The organism is Mitsuokella multacida DSM 20544 (assembly GCF_000155955.1).
Taxonomy (GTDB): Bacteria; Bacillota; Negativicutes; order Selenomonadales; family Selenomonadaceae; genus Mitsuokella; species Mitsuokella multacida.
Genome location: NZ_GG697142.2, coordinates 234,976 through 256,437, shown reverse-complemented (window position 1 = coordinate 256,437; position 21,462 = coordinate 234,976). Strand labels below are relative to the sequence as shown.

20 protein-coding genes and 3 tRNA genes are annotated in these 21,462 nt (G+C 59.7%); 3 read left to right on the top strand and 20 right to left on the bottom strand.

Annotated features, from left to right (window positions below; genetic code table 11):
• Positions 1-70 precede the first annotated feature (70 nt).
• The 12 genes from MITSMUL_RS08040 to MITSMUL_RS07985 all read right to left on the bottom strand — a co-directional run bounded on the left by MITSMUL_RS08040 (position 71) and on the right by MITSMUL_RS07985 (position 13,243).
• Entirely contained in the window at positions 71-529 is a 459-nt protein-coding gene (locus tag MITSMUL_RS08040) for a S1 domain-containing RNA-binding protein (RefSeq protein WP_005841627.1), read from the bottom strand.
• 109 nt (positions 530-638) lie between these two features.
• Positions 639-944, bottom strand: coding sequence for an FtsB family cell division protein (locus MITSMUL_RS08035; protein ID WP_005841625.1), 306 nt, complete (start codon positions 942-944; stop codon positions 639-641).
• A 4-nt stretch (positions 945-948) separates the two neighbouring features.
• Positions 949-2,070: an MGDG synthase family glycosyltransferase gene (locus MITSMUL_RS08030; RefSeq protein WP_005841623.1), complete on the bottom strand. Its 1,122-nt coding sequence runs from the start codon at positions 2,068-2,070 to the stop codon at positions 949-951.
• Positions 2,070-2,837, bottom strand: coding sequence for an SDR family NAD(P)-dependent oxidoreductase (locus MITSMUL_RS08025; protein WP_040636061.1), 768 nt, complete (start codon positions 2,835-2,837; stop codon positions 2,070-2,072). Before MITSMUL_RS08025 ends, MITSMUL_RS08030 begins: the two co-directional genes overlap by 1 nt.
• A 68-nt stretch (positions 2,838-2,905) precedes the next feature.
• Positions 2,906-3,181, bottom strand: coding sequence for an HU family DNA-binding protein (locus MITSMUL_RS08020; RefSeq protein WP_005841620.1), 276 nt, complete (start codon positions 3,179-3,181; stop codon positions 2,906-2,908).
• Positions 3,182-3,330: 149 nt separating this feature from the next.
• A complete protein-coding gene (locus MITSMUL_RS08015; RefSeq protein WP_005841618.1) occupies positions 3,331-4,008 on the bottom strand; it encodes an SAM-dependent methyltransferase in 678 nt (225 codons plus the stop codon).
• A 2-nt stretch (positions 4,009-4,010) separates the two neighbouring features.
• Entirely contained in the window at positions 4,011-7,400 is a 3,390-nt protein-coding gene (mfd, locus tag MITSMUL_RS08010; RefSeq protein ID WP_005841616.1) for a transcription-repair coupling factor, read from the bottom strand.
• A gap of 87 nt (positions 7,401-7,487) precedes the next feature.
• Positions 7,488-9,092 carry a CTP synthase gene (locus MITSMUL_RS08005; RefSeq protein WP_005841614.1) on the bottom strand — a complete coding sequence of 535 codons (1,605 nt, stop codon included), beginning with the start codon at positions 9,090-9,092 and terminating at the stop codon, positions 7,488-7,490.
• 78 nt (positions 9,093-9,170) lie between these two features.
• Positions 9,171-9,503: a DNA-directed RNA polymerase subunit delta gene (rpoE, locus tag MITSMUL_RS08000; RefSeq protein ID WP_005841612.1), complete on the bottom strand. Its 333-nt coding sequence runs from the start codon at positions 9,501-9,503 to the stop codon at positions 9,171-9,173.
• A 40-nt stretch (positions 9,504-9,543) separates the two neighbouring features.
• On the bottom strand, positions 9,544-11,199 hold the full coding sequence (gene argS, locus MITSMUL_RS07995) for an arginine--tRNA ligase (protein WP_040636059.1): 1,656 nt from the start codon (positions 11,197-11,199) through the stop codon (positions 9,544-9,546).
• Between the two features lie 69 nt (positions 11,200-11,268).
• Positions 11,269-11,706 (bottom strand): YwiB family protein, encoded by a 438-nt coding sequence (locus MITSMUL_RS07990; RefSeq protein WP_005841608.1) that lies wholly within the window; start codon positions 11,704-11,706, stop codon positions 11,269-11,271.
• A gap of 160 nt (positions 11,707-11,866) precedes the next feature.
• Positions 11,867-13,243 (bottom strand): NAD(P)/FAD-dependent oxidoreductase, encoded by a 1,377-nt coding sequence (locus tag MITSMUL_RS07985; protein ID WP_005841606.1) that lies wholly within the window; start codon positions 13,241-13,243, stop codon positions 11,867-11,869.
• Positions 13,244-13,518: 275 nt separating this feature from the next.
• Here MITSMUL_RS07985 and putP point away from each other — a divergent pair, with 275 nt between their 5' ends.
• Positions 13,519-14,997 (top strand): sodium/proline symporter PutP, encoded by a 1,479-nt coding sequence (gene putP / locus MITSMUL_RS07980; RefSeq protein WP_040636058.1) that lies wholly within the window; start codon positions 13,519-13,521, stop codon positions 14,995-14,997.
• Positions 14,998-15,079: 82 nt separating this feature from the next.
• Here putP and MITSMUL_RS07975 read toward each other — a convergent pair whose 3' ends face one another.
• From MITSMUL_RS07975 to MITSMUL_RS07940, 8 genes are all read right to left on the bottom strand, one after another.
• Positions 15,080-16,366, bottom strand: a complete 1,287-nt coding sequence (locus tag MITSMUL_RS07975; RefSeq protein ID WP_005841602.1) for an ArsB/NhaD family transporter — start codon at positions 16,364-16,366, stop codon at positions 15,080-15,082.
• 34 nt (positions 16,367-16,400) lie between these two features.
• Positions 16,401-16,700 carry a hypothetical protein gene (locus MITSMUL_RS07970; RefSeq protein WP_005841599.1) on the bottom strand — a complete coding sequence of 100 codons (300 nt, stop codon included), beginning with the start codon at positions 16,698-16,700 and terminating at the stop codon, positions 16,401-16,403.
• A 36-nt stretch (positions 16,701-16,736) separates the two neighbouring features.
• The gene (locus MITSMUL_RS07965) at positions 16,737-18,410 is read right to left on the bottom strand and encodes a glutamine--tRNA ligase/YqeY domain fusion protein (protein ID WP_005841597.1); all 1,674 of its coding nucleotides are present in this window, start codon (positions 18,408-18,410) and stop codon (positions 16,737-16,739) included.
• 40 nt (positions 18,411-18,450) lie between these two features.
• A complete protein-coding gene (locus MITSMUL_RS07960) occupies positions 18,451-19,251 on the bottom strand; it encodes an HD domain-containing protein (protein ID WP_005841595.1) in 801 nt (266 codons plus the stop codon).
• A 123-nt stretch (positions 19,252-19,374) separates the two neighbouring features.
• Positions 19,375-19,902, bottom strand: coding sequence for a transcription repressor NadR (locus tag MITSMUL_RS07955; protein WP_005841593.1), 528 nt, complete (start codon positions 19,900-19,902; stop codon positions 19,375-19,377).
• A gap of 60 nt (positions 19,903-19,962) precedes the next feature.
• Positions 19,963-20,038: transfer RNA gene (locus MITSMUL_RS07950), tRNA-Val, on the bottom strand.
• 3 nt (positions 20,039-20,041) lie between these two features.
• A tRNA-Glu gene (locus MITSMUL_RS07945) sits at positions 20,042-20,116 on the bottom strand.
• A gap of 2 nt (positions 20,117-20,118) precedes the next feature.
• A tRNA-Asn gene (locus MITSMUL_RS07940) sits at positions 20,119-20,194 on the bottom strand.
• Positions 20,195-20,399: 205 nt separating this feature from the next.
• Here MITSMUL_RS07940 and MITSMUL_RS07935 point away from each other — a divergent pair.
• Positions 20,400-21,089: an AzlC family ABC transporter permease gene (locus MITSMUL_RS07935; protein ID WP_005841590.1), complete on the top strand. Its 690-nt coding sequence runs from the start codon at positions 20,400-20,402 to the stop codon at positions 21,087-21,089.
• Positions 21,090-21,419, top strand: a complete 330-nt coding sequence (locus tag MITSMUL_RS12750) for a branched-chain amino acid transporter permease (protein WP_005841588.1) — start codon at positions 21,090-21,092, stop codon at positions 21,417-21,419.
• Positions 21,420-21,462: the final 43 nt, after the last annotated feature.

The following is a 21,462-nucleotide window of genomic DNA, read 5'->3' as shown; positions in this document are numbered from 1 at the left end:
TCCAGCAGAATCAACAGAAAGAACAAAAGCACCCTGTCAAGAGTGCTTGTATCATTCCGATTGCAGATGATCAATCCGAGCGGCGGGAGCCACGGCCTCCGCGCTTCGAATCCGTCTTGCGGCGCAGGTCCGTCAGACGCTCATCGCTGTCTTTGAGGAACTTCGAGAGCTTGTCCTCAAACGATGCTGTGGTATTGTTGTAGCGGCCGCCGCGGCGGAAATCCCGCGGTCCGCGGCTCTGGCGCTGCGGTCGGAAGGAAGAATTTCCCGTCTGAGCCTGAGCTTCCGGCTTTTTCTCCTGAAGCTGCTTGATGGAAAGGGCAATCTTGCCGCGATCATCGATGCTCAATACCTTAACCTTCACCTTGTCTTTTTCGGAGAGGAAATCGTGGACATCCTTGACATAGACATCCGCTACCTCGGAGATATGGATGAGACCGGTCTTGCCTTCCGGCAATTCTACGAAAGCACCGAAATTCGTGATGCCCGTGACAACACCCTCAACTACATTGCCAACTTCAATGGACAAATTAATTCTTCCTCCTTAAGTCGTGATGGAAAATACACGCTTTATTATAACCTTGCGCACTCAGCAGTGTCAAGGAAAGTGTCGCGAAAGAACGCGATTTCCATCCACCTCAGCGCGAGCCAACGGACTTACCGGAACTGTACGGCAACTCTCCACGGCGCGTCATGCCGAGCTCTTCGCGCGCGATCTTCTCGATGTAATCCAAGCGGTTGAGGTCATCTTTCTCTTTGACGAGGCGCTCGTGCTCTGCCTTGGCCGTCGCGAGGCGCTCCTCTGCGGCAGCCTGATCGGCACTGACCTGGTTCAAGTAGATCTGCTGCTTGACGAGGATCACGGCGAAATAGCCGATGATGATGACCAAGAGGATCGTGAACCAGTTGAGGAGCCCCTTCCTCTGCTTTATCCTACGCTTCATGAAATCAACTCCTACGTGACAGCAATGTTTTCAGGTCTTCGGCAATGGCTGCGGCGGCATCCGGCCGCGCGCAGCCGCGAGCAGCGCGGCTCATCTCGCTGAGCGCATCGCCGCAAAGGAGTGTCTCGACGGACTGCGCGAGGTCTTCGCGCGGGTGGAGCCAGACGGCGGCCCCGTGCTGCGTCGCATAGATGGCGTTCTCCGTCTCGGGGCCCGGGATCGGGTCGTGCAAGAGCATTGGAAGGCCGAGCACGAAGGCCTCGCTCATCGTGAGCGCCCCCGGCTTTGTGATCAGGAGGTCTGCCGCCCGCATGAGGAAGTGCACCTGATCCGTATAGCCCCAGACCAGCACCTGATGGTGCGAGGCATAGGCCATGTCCTGCACGCGCTCCATCAGGCGCTGGTTGCGCCCGGCCACGACGAGGATGGTCAGGCGCTTCTCAATCTTCTCGAGGTCGCGAAGATTCGACTCGATGCCGCCGAGTCCGAGGCCGCCGCCCATCAAGAGGACGGCCGGCTGCCCCTCGGGTATAGCCATGGCGTGGCGCACCGCTGCCTTGTCCGTCATCTCCTTCAGCGTGCCCGCCACGGGGATGCCGGACACGCGGAGTGTGCTGACAGCAAAGCCGTGGCCGATCATGCCCATGCGCATCTCCTCGGTCGCCATGTAGTAGCGGTCGACGGCCGGATAGAGCCAGATCTGGTGCAGCGAGTAGTCCGTCATGACCGTCGCAAGCCGGTAGTGTTCCTCATGGCGGCGGCGCAGGAGCGACGCGGCGCCCTCAGGGAATGGATGCGTGCAGAGCACGAGGTCCGGTTCATAGCGGCGCACGAGTTTCTTCATGACGGGCATCATGACCCAGGCAAAGGCGTTCTGGACGAGCGTGCCGCCTGAGGAACCGCCCGAGATCTTGTAGAAGACATCGTAGAGGTTCGGTACGAAGGCCAGCATCATCAGGTAGAAGTCCTTCATGAAGCAGTGGATGCGCGAGATGCGGCGCGCCATAAAGTCGACCGTCGTGATCTCCGCGTCCGGCAGCAGTCGGCGAAGTTCGGTCTCGACAGCCTCTGCCGCCTTGATGTGCCCCGAACCGATTGACGCTGTGAGAATCAATATCTTGTTCATCAGGCAGTCAGGCCTCCATCAATACCGTAGACAGCTCCCGTCACAAATGAAGCGCGCGCGGAGGCGAGGAAGACGATGAGCGCCGCCGCTTCCTCTGCCGTGCCGATGCGTCTGAGCGGATAGACAGAGGCCATCTCCTGCAGGCTCTGCTCGCGCTTCTCCCCCGTGCCGAGCTGTGCCTCTGTCAGCGGTGTCAGGATATCGCCGGGCGCGATGGCATTGACGCGCACGCCGAAGGCAGCTGTCTCGAGGGCCAGGGCACGCGTAAAGAGCACGACGGCCCCCTTGCTCGCACAGTACGCCGCGCAGAAGTAGTTGCCGTGGACGCCCGCATCGGAGGCCACGTTGACGACTGAGCCACGCGAAGCCTTGAGGGCGGGCAGGGCAGCCTGCGTCAGGTGGAAGACACCTTTGACATTGCAGTCGAGCAGATCGTCGAGCTCCTCTTCCCGGAGGTCCTCGAGCGCTCCCTCGCGGTAGATGCCGGCCGAATTGACCAGCACGTCAAGTCCGCCGAAGCGCCCTACCGTCTCCCGGACCACGCGGCTGCAGTCGGCTTTGCTTCGCACATCGCCCGCCATAAAGCAGACATCCGCGCCGTGCGCCTCATGCTGCAGGAGCCGGACTGCCGCTTGGCCGCGCTCTGCCGAGCGCCCCATCAGGCAGACGCGGGCGCCTTCCTGCAGGAATTCCCGCGCCGCTTCCAGCCCGATGCCCGAAGTCCCGCCCGAAATCAGCACGGCCTTTGATGATAAACCGAGATCCAAGCATATCCCTCCAATACAACAAGAAGCCGGGCTCCCGAAGGAACCCAGCTTCTCATACTCAAGCCAGATTATGCGTTGACAGCATCTTTCAGGGCCTTGCCAGCCTTGAATGCCGGATTCTTCGAAGCCGGGATCTGGATCGTCTCGTTCGTGCGCGGGTTGCGGCCTGCGCGAGCGGAGCGCTCCTTGACTTCAAACGTACCGAAGCCAATCACCTGTACTTTATCGCCCTCAACCAATGCCTGCTGGATGCTCTCGAAGATAGCACCCACAGCCTTCTCTGCATCTTTCTTCGTCAGGCCTGCTTTTTCAGCAACGCTAGCTACCAATTCATTTTTATTCACGATCGTAGCCTCCTTAAATAATGGTTTTGCTTATGTTGGCAGATATTCGCGGCCAAACCTGAATATCCTGCCCGCTTATCAAAATTTAGCAGAAAAACCTTGAAAAATCAAGGGTTTTCGGAAAAATAACCGCAAACGAGAGCGCCTGTTCACCGTGCCGGCACGAAAAGGCTTGTCAGGTGATCGACATCTTTCTGGCGGTCGAGCTCGTAGAGCGGGATCTTGCGGATGGATTCATCCGGCAGTGCGAGGTTGTGGATGTAGGTGACTTCGTACTCATCGGGGTAGAGCTCCATGAGCATGAGCTTCGTATCCGAGGCGATGATGGGGTCGTAGACCTGCGTGATGATCAACGACTGTGCAGGGCGCTCCTTGAGCGTGCCGACGTCTTCTGCGTCGAGTATCGTCAGGCCCGCGATCGGATCAAGGCCGAGGCGCGTGTACATGACCTCGACGAAGCTCATGCCGGGCAGGATGTCGACTGTGACGCCTGACTCCTTCGCGAGTTCGCGCAGGAGCACGACCGTGCGCTCGGCGACGAGCGGGCTGCCGGGCACGGCGTAGACGAGGTCGCCCTGCTCTGCTGCGCGGTGCAGCAGGTCCTCAGCGATATGATGGTAAAGCGTCTCGAAGTCGGACGCTTCTTCGTAGAAGCCGTCGTACGAGGAAAACGTCAGGCCATGCTTCTCGATGTCGGCGACGGTCGGATGGATGCGCGTGCGCAGGACAAGGCGCTCAGCCTGCTGCATGACCTGCCACGACTCCAAGGTGATGAGCCCGAAGCGGCCCGGTCCGAGGCCGACGACGGTGATCTTTGGCTGTTTCATTCTTACTCTTTCCCCTTCCTTGCGGAACTGCTCTTTCCTGCTCCATTCTTGGTCTTCTGGAGCCGCTCTGCCTGTTCCTTCGCCCTTGCTGTCAACGCTTCCTCATCGCCAGATGCGATCATGAGCAGACGCGTGACGAAATTCGTGATGTTCTTCTTGTAGCGATCGCTCAGGGTGAAGCGCAGCCCGTTCTTGTCGGGCAGGCTCCGCATGCGCTTGCCGAAGAGATTGGCAAGCGCGAGCATGCCCTTGGCCGGCATGCGCTTCTTGGGCAGGAAGTAGATGTCGAGTGCGAGCGGCAGCTCCTTGATGGCGCGGATGCCGAGGTCGCGCGCGTAGTTCTTGATGCGCGCCACCTCCAAGAGGTGCATGACAGGCTCAGTCGGATCGCCGAAGCGGTCGATGAGCTCGTCAAGCAGGCTCCGGATCTCCTCGTTGCTGCGGATGGCCGCAATGCGCTGGTAAATCTCGATCTTGTGCATGGCGTCCGCGATGAAGCCGCCGTCGATGTAGGCCTCCGTCTGCAGGTCGATGACGGGCTCCGGCGGTGCTTCCTCGGGAGCCTTGCCATTTTGCAGGCGCTCCACGGCCTCTTCGAGGAGCTTGCAGTACATCTCGAAGCCGACGCTGGCGATGTGGCCGTGCTGCTGGGCGCCGAGCAGGTTACCCGCGCCGCGGATCTCGAGGTCGCGCATGGCGATCTTGAAGCCGGCGCCGAGCTCAGCGAATTCCTTCATGGCCTGCAGGCGCTTCTCCGCCGTCTCCGTCAGGATCTTGTCCGCCTGGTAGACGAAGTACGCGAAGGCCATGTGGTGCGAGCGGCCGACGCGCCCGCGCATCTGGTAGAGCTGCGACAGGCCGAAATGGTCGGCGTTGTAGACGATGATGGTATTGGCATTGGCGACATCGAGGCCGTTCTCGACGATGCTCGTCGCGAGCAGGATGTCGTAATCGCCCTCGTAGAAGTCCATCATGACGTGCTCGAGCATCTCCTCGGGCATCTGCCCGTGTGCCGTCTGGATCCTCGCCTCTGGCACGAGCGACTCGATGTGGTCGCGCATGCGGTCGATCGTGTCGACGCGGTTGTAGATGAAGTAGACCTGGCCGCCGCGCTTCATCTCGCGCCGGATGGCGTTCGCGATGATCGTATCGTTGTTCTCGACGACGTACGTCTGCACGGGGAAGCGCTCGGCCGGCGGCGTCTCGATGATGCTCATATCGCGCGCGCCGACGAGCGACATGTGCAGCGTGCGCGGTATCGGCGTCGCCGAGAGCGTCAGGACATCGATGCCCGCCGCGAGCTTGCGGATCTTGTCCTTCTGCTTGACGCCGAAGCGCTGCTCCTCGTCGACGATCAAGAGGCCAAGATCCTTCCACTTGACCTTATTCTGGTTGAGGATAGCGTGCGTGCCGATCAAGATGTCCACCTGGCCGAGGCGCACCTTCTCGATGGTCTCCTTCTGCTGTTTGGGTGTGCGGAAGCGGCAGATGACATCGATGACCGGCGCGAAGCCGTTGAAGCGCGTCGTGAACGTCTGGTAATGCTGCTGCGCGAGGACTGTCGTCGGCACGAGTACGGCCACCTGCTTGCCGTCCATCGCCGCCTTGTAGGCCGCGCGGATGGCGACCTCCGTCTTGCCGAAGCCGACGTCGCCGCAGAGCAGGCGGTCCATGGGCTTCTCCCTCTCCATGTCTGCCTTGATTTCCGCGATGGCGCGCAGCTGGTCTTCCGTCTCCTCATAGGGAAAGGCATCCTCGAACTCGCGCTGGCTCGCGTCGTCCGGCGGGAAGGCATGACCTTTGGCATCCTTGCGCTTCGCGTAGATCTCGATGAGCTTCTGTGCGATGTCCTCGACCGACTTCTTGGCGCGCGCCTTGGCCTTGACCCACTCCGTGCCACCCATGCGGTGCAGGCGCGGCACATCGCCCTCTGAGCCGATGTACTTCTGCAAGAGGCCGACCTGGTCCGTCGGCACGAAGAGCTTATCGTCGCCCGCGTACTGGATGTGAAGGTAGTCCTTGTGGATGCCGCCGACATCGAGCGTCTCGACGCCGAGGTACTTGCCGATACCATGGCTCTCGTGCACGACGTAGTCGCCCGGCTTGATGTCGCGGAAATGCGAGATCTTCTCGCCGTAGTCGCTGTGCTTGCGGACTGCCGTATGGCGCTTGTGGCGCCCGAAGATGTCCTTCTCCGTCACGACGACGAGGCGCGCCGAGGCCATCTCGAATCCTGTGAGCAGGGATCCCCTGCGGATGTTGATGGCATCGTCCCGAAAGGGCTCTGCCGCGTTCTCGACGAGTGACGGGATGCGACGGTGCGCGAAGAACTCGCGCAGGCTGTTCGCCTTCTCCTTGTCGCTGAGCAGCACGAGCACGCGCTGCTTCTGCGCGAGCCAGCGGTTCGCCTCATTCTCCAAGAGGTCCATCTGGCGGCGGAATGGCGTCATCGTCGTCGCCGTCACGCCGATGTTCTCGACGGCATCGGCGCCCGGCACCTGCTGCAAGAGCAGCGCCATGTAGACGATGCGGTTGCCATGCGCCGCCTGCAGCAGCTCCTCCCAACTGAAAATCTTGCCCTTGATGTCCGGGTTCTCCTTGACCATCGTGCGGATCGTGTCGCGGATGCGCGTCGGCTCGTCAAAGAGGACCGTGCCCTTCCCCTCGAGGTACGAGAGAAAGAGTTCCGGCTTGCCTGAGGCGTCGGTCTGTGCCAGCGGCATGATGGTCGCCGCACCGACGTTCTTGGTCGAGCGCTTCGTGTCGAGGTCGAACTCGCGCAGGGAGTCGATCTCATCGTCGAAGTACTCGACACGCACCGGCACGGCCGCATTGATGGCAAAGATATCGACGATGCCGCCACGCACGCTGAACTGGCCAACGCGCTCGACCTCCTCGGCATGCTCGTAGCCGAGGTCGACGAGGCGCTCCAAGAGCTCCTCGCGCGGCAGCACCTCTCCCATGCGCAGCGTGAGCGAGAGCCGCTTGAACTCATTGCGGCCCATGCCCTTCTGCACCGCCGCTTCCGTGCGCGCAAGCACGATGATGTGCTCGCCGCGCACGAGACGGCCGAGCACCTCCATGCGCCTGGCCGCGCGCTCCTGGCTCTTGGCCGCCGCCTTGACATCAAACGTGTCGACCTCGGGAAGCTCGACGATGGGGACTTCCGGCAAGAGCAGCGAGAGATCTTCCTTCCAGTCCGCCAGCGATTCTGCCGAATGGCAGAGAATAGCCATCATCTGCGGCAGAGCCGCGTAGCACGCGGCGACGGCCGCATGCTTCTGCGAGCCCCCAAGCCCGTAGATCAGGGATTCGCGCGGCTCCCCCTGTGTGTGATCCCGCAGGCGCTGCAGTGCTCCATCCTGCAGCATCGCGGCAAATAATGCATTCATTCCATATACCTCTATACCTCTTGATACCTCTCGTATCTCACGTCAAAAAGACCCGGCAAAGCGGGTCTTCTCTATCGTCATGCTGTTTTACTGAGCAAGCGCTGCCTTGATGAAGTCGCGGAACAGCGGATGCGGGTTGTTCGGGCGCGACTTGAGCTCCGGATGAGCCTGCGTCGCGACGAACCACGGATGGTCCTTGACCTCGATCATCTCGACGAGGCTGTCGTCCGGCAGCGTGCCGGCGATGATCATGCCCTTCTCCTGCAGCGCTCCGCGGAATTCGTTGTTGAACTCGAAGCGATGGCGATGGCGCTCGTGGATGAGGTTCGTGCCGTACGCTTCCTTCGCATGCGTGCCGTTAGCAAGCGTGCACGGATACGAGCCGAGGCGCATCGTGCCGCCCTTCTTCTCGATGCCCTGCTGCGATTCCATCAGCGAGATGACTGGATGCGTCGTCTCCGGATCGAACTCCGTCGAATGTGCATCAGCCATGCCGCAGATGTGGCGGGCAAACTCGATGACCGCGCACTGCATGCCAAGGCAGAGGCCGAGGAACGGGATCTTGTGCTCGCGCGCGTACTGGATGGCCTTGATCTTGCCCTCGACGCCGCGGTTGCCGAAGCCGCCCGGCACGAGGATGCCCTTGCAGCCCACGAAGACCTCATCGAGATCCATGTCCGGGTTCTCCTCGATTTCCTCGGCGTTGACCCAGTTGATCTTGACCTGTGCATCGTTGGCGATGCCGCCGTGGTGCAGGGCCTCCGTCACGGAGATGTAGGCATCCGGCAGTTCGACGTACTTGCCGACGACCGCGATCTTGATGCGCTTCTGCGGGTGATTGATCTTGTAGACCATCTTCTCCCAGTCGCTCATGTCAGCCGGGCCGTAGTCCATATTGAGCTTCTTGAGCGCAATCTTGTCGAGGCCCTCTTTCTGCATCATGAGCGGGACTTCGTAGATGGTCGAAGCCGTGCGGTTCTCGATGACAGCCTCCGGCTGCACATCGCAGAACATGGCGATCTTGTCCTTCATCTCCTTGGAGATGGTCTTCTCCGTGCGGCAGACGAGGATGTCCGGCTGGATGCCGATGGCGCGCAGTTCCTTGACGCTGTGCTGCGTCGGCTTCGTCTTGAGCTCGCCGGCAGCCGAGATGTACGGCAGCAGCGTGACGTGGATGTAGAGCGTGTCGTTCGGGCCGACTTCCTTCTTGACCTGGCGGATGGCCTCGAGGAACGGCTGGCTCTCGATATCGCCGACCGTACCGCCGATTTCCGTGATGACGACGTCAGCGCCGTCCGCCTTGGCGACATCGTAGACCTTCTGCTTGATCTCGTTCGTGATGTGCGGGATGACCTGTACCGTCGAGCCAAGGTACTCGCCCTTGCGCTCTTTGTTGAGGACCGACCAGTAGACCTTGCCCGTCGTGATGTTGGAGTTCTTCGTCAGGTTGATATCGATGAAGCGCTCGTAATGGCCGAGATCGAGGTCGGTCTCTGCGCCATCATCCGTGACAAAGACCTCACCGTGCTGGTAAGGGCTCATCGTACCCGGATCGATGTTGATGTACGGATCGAATTTCTGGATCGTGACCTTGATTCCCCGGCTCTTGAGGAGACGGCCGAGCGATGCGGCCGTGATGCCCTTGCCCAGGGAAGAAACAACGCCACCGGTAACGAAAATATACTTTGCCATGGAACTGCCTCCTGCTCATTCTTTGAAACACATGTTGACTATTCTACCCCGAATCGCACGGGAGTGTCAAGACATTGATTATTCCTGGATGCTCTCGAGCTTCTTCTTGCGGTTGCTGCTGGCCTTGGCCGCTGCCTTGCTCGAACCGGACGTCGAGCGGCTGGCATGCGAGCGCTTGACCTCAGGCGGGTTCCACTCCGTCAGGCCCCACTGGCCCTCGCCTTCGTAGTGGAAGCGGCTGTCCATGTTGATGAGCGTGTACACTTCCGAGATGGCAGCCGAGAGCGACTGGACCGGCTTGTGCGTTTTCTCGATGACATCGAGGACGAGGTCCTTGTAGTACATCTTCTCACCAGCCTGCGACAAGATGTAGTACGCTACATCAACTTCCGAGCTTTTCAGAAAATCCATTTCTATATCTCCCTTCGCATATTGCGTAATCAAATCAAACTCACATGTGTTCTGGTGCCGATACGCCGAGGATGCCGAGGCTGTGGCGGATAACATGCGCCGTGACCGTGACGAGTGCGAGGCGCGCCTCTGCGAGATCGTGGTCGACGCCCATGATGCGGCACTTGTTGTAGAAGCTGTGGAACAGCGCTGCAAGGTCGTAGCTGTAGCGCGCGATGCGCTGCGGTGCATAGTCGGCAGCGGCCTTTGCGACCTCTTCCGGATACTCCTCGATCTTCTTGATCAGGGCGACCTCGCTCTCGTCCGTCAGGAGCTCGAGGTGCGGCGCCTCGCCGAGCGCGAGCTTCGTCTCCTCCGCCTGGCGGAAGATGCTGCAGATGCGGGCGTGCGCGTACTGGATGTAGTAGACCGGATTGTCGTTCGACTTCTTCTTCGCGAGGTCGAGGTCAAAGTCGAGCTGGCTGTCGAGCGAGCGCATGAGGAAGAAGTAGCGTGCGGCATCCGTGCCGACCTCTTCCATGAGCTCGTTGAGCGTGACGCTCTGGCCCGTGCGCTTGCTCATCTTGACGAGCTCGCCGCCGCGGTAGAGGCTGACCATCTGCAAGAGCAGCACAGTGAGCTTCTCCGGATCATGGCCAAGCGCCTGCATGGCAGCCTTGACGCGGCAGACGTAGCCGTGGTGGTCGGCGCCCCAGATGTTGATGAGGCGGTCGAAGCCGCGCTCATACTTGTTGTGGTGGTAGGCGATGTCGGCTGCGAGATACGTCGGCACGCCGTTGTCGCGGATGACGACGCGGTCCTTGTCGTCGCCGTAGGCCGTCGACTTGAGCCAGAGCGCACCCTCCTTCTCGTAGATATCGCCCTTCTCCTTGAGGATCTCGACGACCTTGCGCACGGCGTCCGGATGGAGCGTGCGCTCACTGAACCAGTTGTCGAACGTCACGTGGAAGCGCTCGAGGTCTTCCTTAAGGATGGCCAGCTTCTCGTGGTAGGCAAGGTCCTTGAAGATGGCAAGGCGCTCTTCTTCACTGAGCGCGAGGTACTTGTCGCCATCGCGGTCGATGATGCGCTGCGCCGTGTCGATGATGTCCTGGCCGTGGTAGCCGTCCTCCGGGAACGTGACCTCCTTGCCGAGCAGCTCGAGGTAGCGCGCATTGACCGAGCGCGCGAGATTGTTCATCTGGTTGCCGGCATCGTTGATGTAGTACTCGCTCTCGACCGGATAGCCCGCTGCGCGCAGCAGGTTGACGAGTGCCGAGCCGGCTGCGGCGCCGCGGCCGTGGCCGACGTGCAGCAGGCCCGTCGGATTGGCGCTGACGTACTCGACCTGGATTTTCGGATGGTCAAGCTTCGGCAGGTTGCCGAAGGCCTCGCCTGCCTCCAGGATCTTCTGGAACGAATCGTAAAGCACATTGCCCTTGAGGTAGAAGTTCAGGAAGCCCGGACCTGCGATCTGCGTGTGGTCGAGCCAGTCGCCTTCGATGCGCTTGGCGAGTTCCTCAGCGATCTGGCGCGGATTCCGATGGAAGACGCGGGCTGACTGCATGGCGAAGTTCGTCGCAAAGTCGCCGAACTCTTTCTGCGGCGGCACCTCAAGGATGACCTGCGGGAGCTCGCCTTCCGGCAGTGCTCCTTCGCGGATGGCATCCTTGGCGGCCTGTTCAATGGCCTCTGTCAACATGTCTTTGATTTCCAAAAGTGTTCCTCCTATCCTAAGTGCATGTTTTTGCCGTCATGCACGCAAACAATCTGATTTTCCCCCGCCTCACGCGCCGCGGTCTTCCTCGACCTCGATGTGCAGGCGGTTCTGGCTCTGGAAGGCTCCATTGACCCAGAGCCCGTAGCGGACGTCGATGCGCCCCGCCACCTCGCCGTAGTCGACCGTCAGCGCTTCCGTGCGGACGGAGAGGTCGATGTTGCCGTACGGCGTGCGGTAGATGCTCGTATGCTCGCACCCCTTCTCGAAGCGCTGTTCCTGCTCCAGGATTCCCTTGCGCAAGAGCGTCATCATGCCGCCGTCAATCTTGAGGACGGTCGATACCTTCGACCCTTCCTGCACGGTCTCATCCTCGTAGATCACATAGTGCTTGCCGCGATGGAAGTAATGATGGCCCTTCGCTACGGTGCGGATGCTGTCTTTCTGCCCCTGCGCATCCTGCCAGGAGCCCCTTACCTTCACGATGACCGGTTTCTTCTCACTCATCCGCCTGCCCCTTTCTATACATTGTATATTATTATAGACCAAACCGTCGAGCCTTGCCAACTAAAATTTTATGCCAGGAAGCCGCCTGAGGCGTGACTTCCTGGCATCTGTCCCTCTATTATCCACCTATCATCCACGCATGAACATGAGCGCGCGGCTCTCACATGCGCGAGAGGATCTGGCGCGCCACGTAGACACCGCTGGCACCAGCCTGCGAGAGGCCGCGCGTGACGCCGGCGCCGTCCCCCGTCGCGAAGACGTTGCGCAGCTTCGTCTCGAGCTGGTTCGTCAGGACAACGCGGGCGCTGTAGAACTTGACCTCGACGCCGTAGAGCAGCGTATCGTCGTTCGTCATGCCGGGCGCCACGTAGTTGAGCGCCTGGATCATCTCGATGATGTTGTCGAGATGGCGCTTCGGCAGTACGAGCGAGAGGTCGCCCGGCGTCGCCGCGAGCGTCGGCTTCGTGAAGCTCTTGCTCAGGCGGTGCGTGTTCGTGCGGCGTCCCTTGATGAGGTCGCCGTAGCGCTGGACGATGATGCCGCCACCGAGCATGTTCGAGAACGAGGCGATGCGCTTGCCGTACTGATGCGGCGCCTTGAACGGTTCCGTGAAGTGATTGGAGACGAGCAGCGCAAAGTTCGTGTTGTGGCTCTGGAGCTTCGGGTCGCTGTAGGAGTGGCCGTTGACCGTCACGATGCCGTCCGTGTTCTCCATGACGACGTGGCCGTGCGGATTCATGCAGAACGTGCGCACGAAGTCGCCGTACTGCTTCGTGCGGTAGAGCAGCTTCGCCTCGTAGACCTGGCTCGTGATGTCGTTCCAGACCTCATCCGGCACCTCGACGCGCACGCCGACATCGACGCGGTTGTTCTCCTGCTCGATGCCGAGGCGATTGCACTCATTCGAGAACCACTCCGCACCCGCACGGCCCGGCGCGATGACGAGGAAGTCCGCCTCGACCTTCTCGCCGTTCGCGAGCTCGAGCTGGTTGTCGCCCTGGCCGTCCGACTCGATGTGGGCGACGGGGCACTCAAAGCGGAACTCCACCTTCTCCTTCAGGTACTCATACGTCTGCTCGAGCATGCGAAGGTTGTTCTCCGTGCCGAGATGGCGCACGCTGGCACTCAAGAGATGCAGGTCGTGCTGCAGGGCCAGGCGGCCGATATCCGAGTTCTTCGTCGAGAAGACCTGCGACGGCGCACCGTGCTTCATGTTGATCTTGTCGACGTAATCGATGAGCTCCATGACCTCCTCATCCGGCAGGTACTCATTGAGCCAGCCGCCGAACTTCGTCGTGAAGTTGTACTTGCCGTCCGAGAACGCACCGGCGCCGCCGAAGCCGCGCATGATGCTGCAGGGCTTGCAGCCGATACAGCTCTTGACCTTGCCCGCCGAGATTGGGCAGACGCGATGGTAGATGTCCTTGCCGCTCTCGAAGACGATGACGCGCAACCCCGGTTTCTTCTCGACCAGTTCATAAGCCGCCATGACGCCGGCCGGACCGCCGCCGACAATCGCTACATCGTATTTTTTCATGGAAAAGCCTCCTAATACATATCTCTGCACAGCAAAAGAGCGCAGCTGACTTCGTCCTGCTTGTGCGAATTCCCTGCGTTCCAAACCTTATGTATTATACGGGATATGCCATGCGATTGCAAGCGTTTTTTATCGATTTCCAGCAAAAAATGCACATAATGCCCGATTTCTATACCTTCTATATAAATAAGTATTGCGCGATAGAGCCTCTTTCCCATATAATTGAACTATTCGTGTACACTTATTTCGCTAGAGAAAGAAATGGGGGATTCATTTTGACTCATGATCTTGCCATCATCAATACCTTTGTGCTCTACATCGGCTTCATGATGGCCATCGGCGTGTATTACTACCGCCGCACACGCAATATGAGCGACTACTTCCTCGGCAACCGCAAGCTCGGCGCCTGGGTCACGTCGCTCTCCGCCGAAGCTTCGGATATGAGCGGCTGGATGCTCATGGGTGTGCCGGGCTACGCCTACCTCGCCGGCCTCAACGCCGGCTGGATTGCCGTCGGCATCGCCATCGGCACCTGGGCCAACTGGCACTTCGTTGCTGCGCGCCTGCGCAAGTACACGGAGCTCGCCAACAACTCGCTGACGCTGCCGGAATTCCTGCAGAACCGCTACCACGACAAGAGCGGCCTGCTGCGCATCGTGCCGGCCATCTTCATCCTGATCTTCTTCGTCATCTACACCTCGTCGGGTTTCGTCTCGGCCGGCCGCCTCTTCGAGACGGTCTTCGGCATTCCCTACCAGTACGCCATCTTCATCGGCGCTGGCTCCGTCGTCTTCTACACGCTCGTCGGCGGCTTCCTCGCCGTCTCGCGCACGGACTTCATCCAGGGCGTCATGATGTTCTTCGCCATCCTCGTCGTACCAATCTGCGGCGCGATGCAGTGCGGCGGCTTCGAGTCGACAGTCGCCGCCATCTCGCAGGTACAGAGCACGATGCTCGAGCCGCTGACGAAGCCGGACGGCTCCATGATGAACGCCATCGAGCTCATCTCGCTGCTCGCCTGGGGCATCGGCTACTTCGGCCAGCCGCACATCCTCGTGCGCTTCATGGCCATCCGCACGTCGAAGGAGGTCAAGCAGGCCACGCACATCGCGATGACCTGGGTCATCCTCTCGCTTGCCGCAGCCGTCGCTGTCGGCATGGTCGGCCGCGTCTACCTCACGACGCCGCTCGAGGGAACGGCCTCTGAGACGGTCTTCCTCGTCATGACGAACGAACTCTTCCCGCCGATTGCCACAGGCCTCATCCTCTCGGCTGTCCTCGCGGCCATCATGAGCACCGCCTCCTCGCAGCTTCTCGTCGCGGCCTCTGCATTTGCGCAGGACTTCTACCGCACGCTGCTGCGCAAGGACGCCGAGCAGAAGGAGCTCGTCTGGATCTCGCGCGCGAGCGTCCTCGTCATTGCGAGCCTCGCGATCTTCCTCGGGCTCAACCCGAACAACTTCATCCTCGACATGGTCTCCTACGCCTGGGCAGGCTTCGGCGCTGCCTTCGGTCCGGCTCTGCTCATGAGCCTCTTCTGGCGCCACACGACAAAGTACGGCGTGCTCGCCGGCATCATCGTTGGCGGCGTCACCGTCCTCGTCTGGAAGCAGTACGCCTTCCTCGGCCTCTACGAGATCGTGCCTGGCTTCGTGTTCTCCGCTCTCGCCATCTGGATTGTCAGCTGGCTCGATCGCGCGCCGGAAGCCTCGATCCTCGAGACGTTCGACAAGGTCGGCCAGAGCAAGATCTGATTCATCGTACAGATACAAAAATCCCCATCATCCACAAGGATGATGGGGATTTTGTATATCATTCAACCGATATCAGCAACAATCAGAGCAGATAGCGGAGCCAGACGTAGACACTCGAGACTGCGATCGTCATGATCATGACCGGGAACGCAATCTTCATGAAGCCCAGGAAGGATATCTGCTTGCCGCGCTGTGCCGCCATCGAAGCGACGACGACGTTCGCGCTCGCGCCAATCAGCGTGCCGTTGCCGCCGAGGCAGGCACCGAGGGCCAGTGACCACCACATCGGGTCGAGGTTCGAGAGGCCCATCTGGCCCATGTCCTGGATCAGCGGGATCAAGGTCGCGACGAACGGGATGTTGTCGATGAAGGCCGAAGCGAAGGCGCTCATCCAGAGGATCAGCATGGCCGTCGCATTGACGCTGCCGTTCGTGAGTTTGATGGCCTCAGCCGCGAGCACCTTGATGACGCCCGTCTCGACGAGTGCACCGACGAGGACGAAGAGGCCGGCGAAGAAGAAGATGGCCGTCCACTCGATCTTCGAGAGGACTTTCGTGATCATGCCCTCATTGCGCGTGTAGGTGATGAGCAGCAAGAGACCGGCACCCGAGAGAGCAGCCGTTGCCGTCTGCAGTCCGAGGTAGCCGTGCACGACGAAGAGGCCGATGGTCAGAGCGATGACGAACAGGCACTTCTTCAGCAAGGCCGGATTGGCAATCTGGCTCTTGGCATTGAGCCGCATGACCTTCTCCTGGAGATCCGGCTGCGTGTGGAGCTCCTTGCCGTAAATCGCGATGAGCACGAGCTCTACGAGGATGAAGATCAGGACTGCGATGCCAGAGAGATTGGCGAGGAAATCCATGAAGTTCAGGCCGACAGCACTGCCGATCATGATGTTCGGCGGGTCGCCGATCAGCGTCGCTGTGCCGCCGATGTTCGAGGCCAGGATCTGCGAAATCAGATACGGTTTGACATCGACCTTGAGCTGTGCCGTGATGCTGAACGTGATTGGCACGGTCAGCAGGACCGTCGTGACGTTGTCGAGGAAGGCCGAGCAGACCATCGTCAGCGCTGAGAGCGCGACGAGCAGGGAAATCGGGCGCGCCTTGACCTTCTTGGCCGACCAGATGGCCAGAAAGTTAAAGAGTCCCGTCTCACTCGTAATGTTGACGATGATCATCATGCCCATCAAGAGCCCCAGCGTGTTGAAATCGATGTGACGGATGGCCGTCTCCTGATCGAGCACACCAAACAGAATCATGAGCATGGCACCGACGATGCCGACGATCGTGCGGTGAACCTTCTCGGTGATGATCAACGCGTAAGCGGCCACGAAGATGATGACCGCTATCGTCGTTGTGCTAACCAATAGAATCCACTTCTTTCCCTAAAAAACTTCCCTTTTATTTCTTATACTTCGGGATCAGCACGATCTTTTCCCCATCGCGCTTGATCTGGAAGGTATAATTCTTGACATCCTCGCGGTAGAGCTCCATCTTGAGCTGCAACAGAGCTCGGGCGAGCTCCTCCGTGAGCTGCGGCGTAAAGCCGGAGCGCAGGAAGTCAGCAGGTGCCTCGAGAGACTCCTGCTTCTTCTTTTCTGCTTTCTTCTCGGCCGCGCGGAAGCGGTCTTCTATCGATGTATCTTCTACATAGTCTTTGAACATGTCCTTGTCGGACAGGTTCTTCGGTATCTTTGACATACGTTCACCTTCTACAGGATATGGGATGATAAAGGATTACTTGTTGACTTTTGCCCAGCTGTCGCGCAGCCCGACAACGCGGTTGAACACGAGGTGGTCCGGCGTCGTGTCCGGGTCGACGACGAAGTAGCCGACGCGCAGGAACTGGTAATGCGTGCCAGCAGCCGTGAGCTTGACGGACGGCTCTACGAGCGCGTTGTCGATGACTTCCAGCGAATCCTTGTTGAGCGCTGCGATGAAGTCCTTCGGCACATTGCCGCTCTCGTCCGTCTCGATGAGGTAATCGTAGAGGCGCACCTCTGCTTTGAGCGCCGTCTTCTCAGCCACCCAGTGGATTGTGCCCTTGACCTTGCGGCCGGCCGTCTTGCCGCCCGTCTTAGAGTCGAGGTCTGCCGTGCAATGGAGTTCGACGACATGGCCCGCCTCGTCCTTGATGACTTCCTCGCACTTGATGATATAGGCGTGCTTGAGGCGTACCTCCCCGCCCGGCTTGAGGCGGAAGTACTTCTTGGGCGGCTCTTCCATGAAGTCCTCCTGCTCGATGTAGAGCGTGCGCGAGAACGGCACGAAGCGATGGCCGCCATGCACCGGATTGTTGTCCGCGAGCAGCCACTCCTCCTTGTCCTCAGGGTAGTTCGTGATGACGATCTTCAGCGGGTGCAGCACAGCCATGACGCGGTCGGCATTCTCGTTGAGGTCGGCGCGCACTTCATGCTCGAGCATGGAGACGTCGACGATGCTGTCTGCCTTCGCGACACCGATCTCCCTGCAGAAATTGCGGATGGAAGCCGGCGTGTAGCCGCGGCGGCGCAGGCCCGAGATGGTCGGCATGCGCGGATCGTCCCAGCCGCGCACGTAGCCCTCTTCGACGAGCTGGCGCAGCTTTCTTTTACTCGTGACCGTGTTCGTGAGGTTGAGGCGGGCGAACTCAATCTGGCGCGGGCGCGTATTCGGATCAAAGTCAAGCGAGTCGAGCAGCCAGTCGTAGAACGGGCGGTGCTCCTCGAACTCGAGCGTGCAGACCGAATGCGTGATGCCCTCGATGGCATCGGACAGCGGATGCGCGAAGTCGTACATCGGGTAGATGCACCACTTATCGCCCGTGCGGTGATGCTTGGTATGTGCGATGCGGTAGATGACCGTGTCGCGCATGACGAGATTCGGCGACGCCATGTCGATCTTCGCACGCAGCACCTTCTCGCCGTCGGCAAACTCCCCCGCCTTCATGCGCGCGAAGAGGTCAAGGTTCGCCTCGACGCTGCGGTTGCGGTACGGGCTCTCCTTGCCCGGCTCCGTCAGCGTGCCGCGATATGCCTTGATCTCCTCAGCCGAGAGATCATCGACATAGGCAAGCCCCTTCTTGATCAACGTGACCGCAAAGTCGTAGAGCTTGTCAAAGTAATCCGACGCATAAAACTTGCGGTTGCCCCAGCTGAAGCCCAGCCAGCGGATGTCCTCCTGGATGGAGTCGACGTACTCTGTATCCTCTTTCGTCGGATTCGTGTCGTCAAAACGCAAGTTACAGAGGCCGTGGTTGTACTCGGCCAGGCCGAAGTTCAGGCAAATCGACTTGGCGTGACCGATGTGCAGGTAGCCATTCGGCTCCGGTGGGAAGCGCGTGTGGATGCCCTCCGTGTACTTGCCGTTCTTGAGGTCTTCTTCGATCATGTTCTGAATGAAATTCGGCGTCATCGTGATCTTTTCTGCCATCTGAATTCTCTCCTTATCTTTACCCTTCTCTACTCTGCCGTCATCCCATCGTCACGGTATCTGGCTGCTGGCAGCGCTTCTCCACGTACGCGCGCATGCGCGCGATTCCTTCCGCCATGCCCGGCTGGTCTGGCAGGTAGTGGATGATGCGGTCAATGTAGCCGCGCTTGACGATCTCGCGGAGCGTCCAGCTGAAGTTGATGTCGTAGACCCAGAGCAGGCGCACGAGCTTGCGGTCGCCATGCGTGCGCAGCTTGCGGTAATCCGCTTGCTTGCCGAGCCGGAACGCCTCGATGAAATCAGGGCTCGCGAGCTGGCTGGCATCTGAGGCGATGAACTTCGGCGCCTTGTCCGCGCCCTCAGGCCCCAAGAACGGCGAGAGCACGCGGTAGATATCGAGCTTGTCCGCATCGCGCAAGAGCTTCGCGAAGACAAGTGCGCGCTCATTCGGCGCGGGACCGATTTCCTTCTTGTTGTGGCGGCCGATGGCAAAGCGCACGAGCGCCTCGTCCTCCGGCGCGAGCTTCTTCATGAAGTCGAGCTCCGACAGGACCTTGAGGCCGAGGTCCGCATGGTCCTCCGACACCGCATCGTTGAACGTCTTGTACAGACTGTACTGGCGGAAGCGCCCGACATCATGGAACAACCCCATAATCTCGGCAAGCTCGACATCGTGCTCCGAGAATTGCAGGTGCTTTGCAAGCTGCACCGCGATCGAGGTCACGTATCCCGTATGGATTTCCTTGATCTTGATGCCCTGCATGACTTCTTCGTCATCGGTATGGAAGGATTTCATATATGCATCCATCCAGGCATGCATTTCCTTGAGCAGTTCCTTCACAACCACCCATCTCCTTTATCTCAGGGATTTCCCCGATAGAATCAATGTTTCTATTATACTACACATCCATCCGGCGTGGCAATTGTTCGCCTATAGTTTACACGCTGTATCATTCCGCATCCTTCATTCGCAGGATTCATCGACAAGGATGCCCAGACGCTTGAGGTCTGTGCGGATTGCAGCTAGTGCCTCTTCGTCGGGCACGCGTATGGTGTGCATGTGGATGCCGCCGGTCACGACGAGCAGGGGATTGGCCTGGCACTTCTGCATCTTCGTCAGGAAGCGCTTGACGTCGCGGCGACTCTCGACAAAGAGGTCGCCGCGTATCGCGCCGTAGACGGGATGCTCGACAATGACGTCGAGCACGGAGCCGCCGTTGTCGACGACAGCCTGCAGCTCTTTTTCCATGGCCGCCGCATCATGGCGGCAGACAATCGTCGCTTTGATGGACTTGCCACCGGCTTCCTGCGGCATGATGTAGCCGCGCGGTGTCGCAAAGATCTGCGTGCCCTCCGCGCGCAGGATGCTGATATCGCCGACGATGATCTGGCGGCTGACGCCGAGCTCGCGCGCAAGCTTCGTGCCCGTCAGCGGCTGATTGGCCTCCCTGAGGCGCTTCATCAGGATTTCGCGCCGTTTCTCCGTATTCATGGTCTTCCCCCTGCTTTGCTTAACAAAAAAAGCTGCCTTGCGGCAGCTATGCTTCGAAAATGGTGGGCGATAACAGGATCGAACTGCTGACATCTTGCTTGTAAGGCAAGCGCTCTCCCAGCTGAGCTAATCGCCCGAATGGTGACGCCAATGGGATTCGAACCCATGAACCCGCCGTGAAAGGGCGGTGTCTTAACCGCTTGACGATGGCGCCATTGGCTCCTCGAGCAGGATTCGAACCTGCGACAGCCTGATTAACAGTCAGGTGCTCTACCGGCTGAGCTATCGAGGAATGAGGAAATGTCAGATACTCGCGTATCGACTTGTATTATTATACTGGATGATATGCGAGATTGCAAGCTTTTTTTCGAGGAAGAAGAAGTTTTTCGCAAGGAAGATACACCTTGGAAACCAGCTGATATGATATAATGGAAAAGATTATCCCATCTCGACCACGCAGTACTCGGCAATCCGATAATCAGAAAGGAAGTATCTTCATGAAATGGGCTGCCTTCCGCGCCGCCTTCCCCTACACGATTCCCATCTTTGCCGGCTTCTGGTTCCTCGGCCTCGCCTACGGGATCTACGCCAATGTGTCCGGCTTCTCGTTCCTCTACCCGCTGGTCATGAGCATTGTCATCTTCGGCGGCTCGCTCGAGTTCGTCACGGTCACGATGCTGCTCTCGCCGTTCGCGCCGCTGCAGGCCTTCCTCATGGCCATCCTGATACAAGCCCGCCATCTCTTCTACGGCATCGCCATGCTCGGCCGCTTCCGCGGCACGGGGCTCAAGAAATATTACCTGATCTACGGCATGTGCGACGAGACGTTCTCCATCAACTTCTCGGCCAAGATTCCGCAGGATGTCGACCGCGGCTGGTTCATGTTCTTCGTCACGCTGCTCAACGAATTCTACTGGGTCAGCGGCGCGACAATCGGCGGCCTCATGGGCTCACTGCTGACGTTTGACACGCAGGGCATCAGCTTCGTCATGACGGCGATGTTCACCGTCATCTTCCTCGAGCAGTACGAGCGCGAGCACTCCCACATCACGGCCTGGGTCGGACTCGCCGCGTCTGCGCTCTGTCTGCAGCTCTTCGGCAGCCAGTCCTTCATCATCCCCGCCATGCTCTGCATCCTCGTCGTGCTGACGCTGATCCGCGGCCCACTCGAAAGGAAGGGAATCTGAATGACGCTCACCGAACAGGTCCTCACCATCGCGGCCTGCGCAATCGGCACGATGCTCACGCGCTTCCTGCCGTTCCTCGTCTTCTCCTCGAAGAAGCCGACGCCCGACTACATCCAGTACCTCGGCCGCGCCCTGCCCTGCGCCATCTTCGCCATGCTCGTCGTCTACTGCCTCAAGGACGTCACGCTGCTTTCGGGCAGCCACGGTCTGCCCGAAGCGCTCGGCATCGCCGTCACCATCCTGCTGCACAAGGCACGCCACCAGATGCTGCTCTCGATTGCAGGCGGCACCATCTGCTACATGGTCCTCGTACAGATGGTATTCAAATAGAATCAGGATCACAAACTGAGCAAAGCAAAAAGACAGCCTCCGA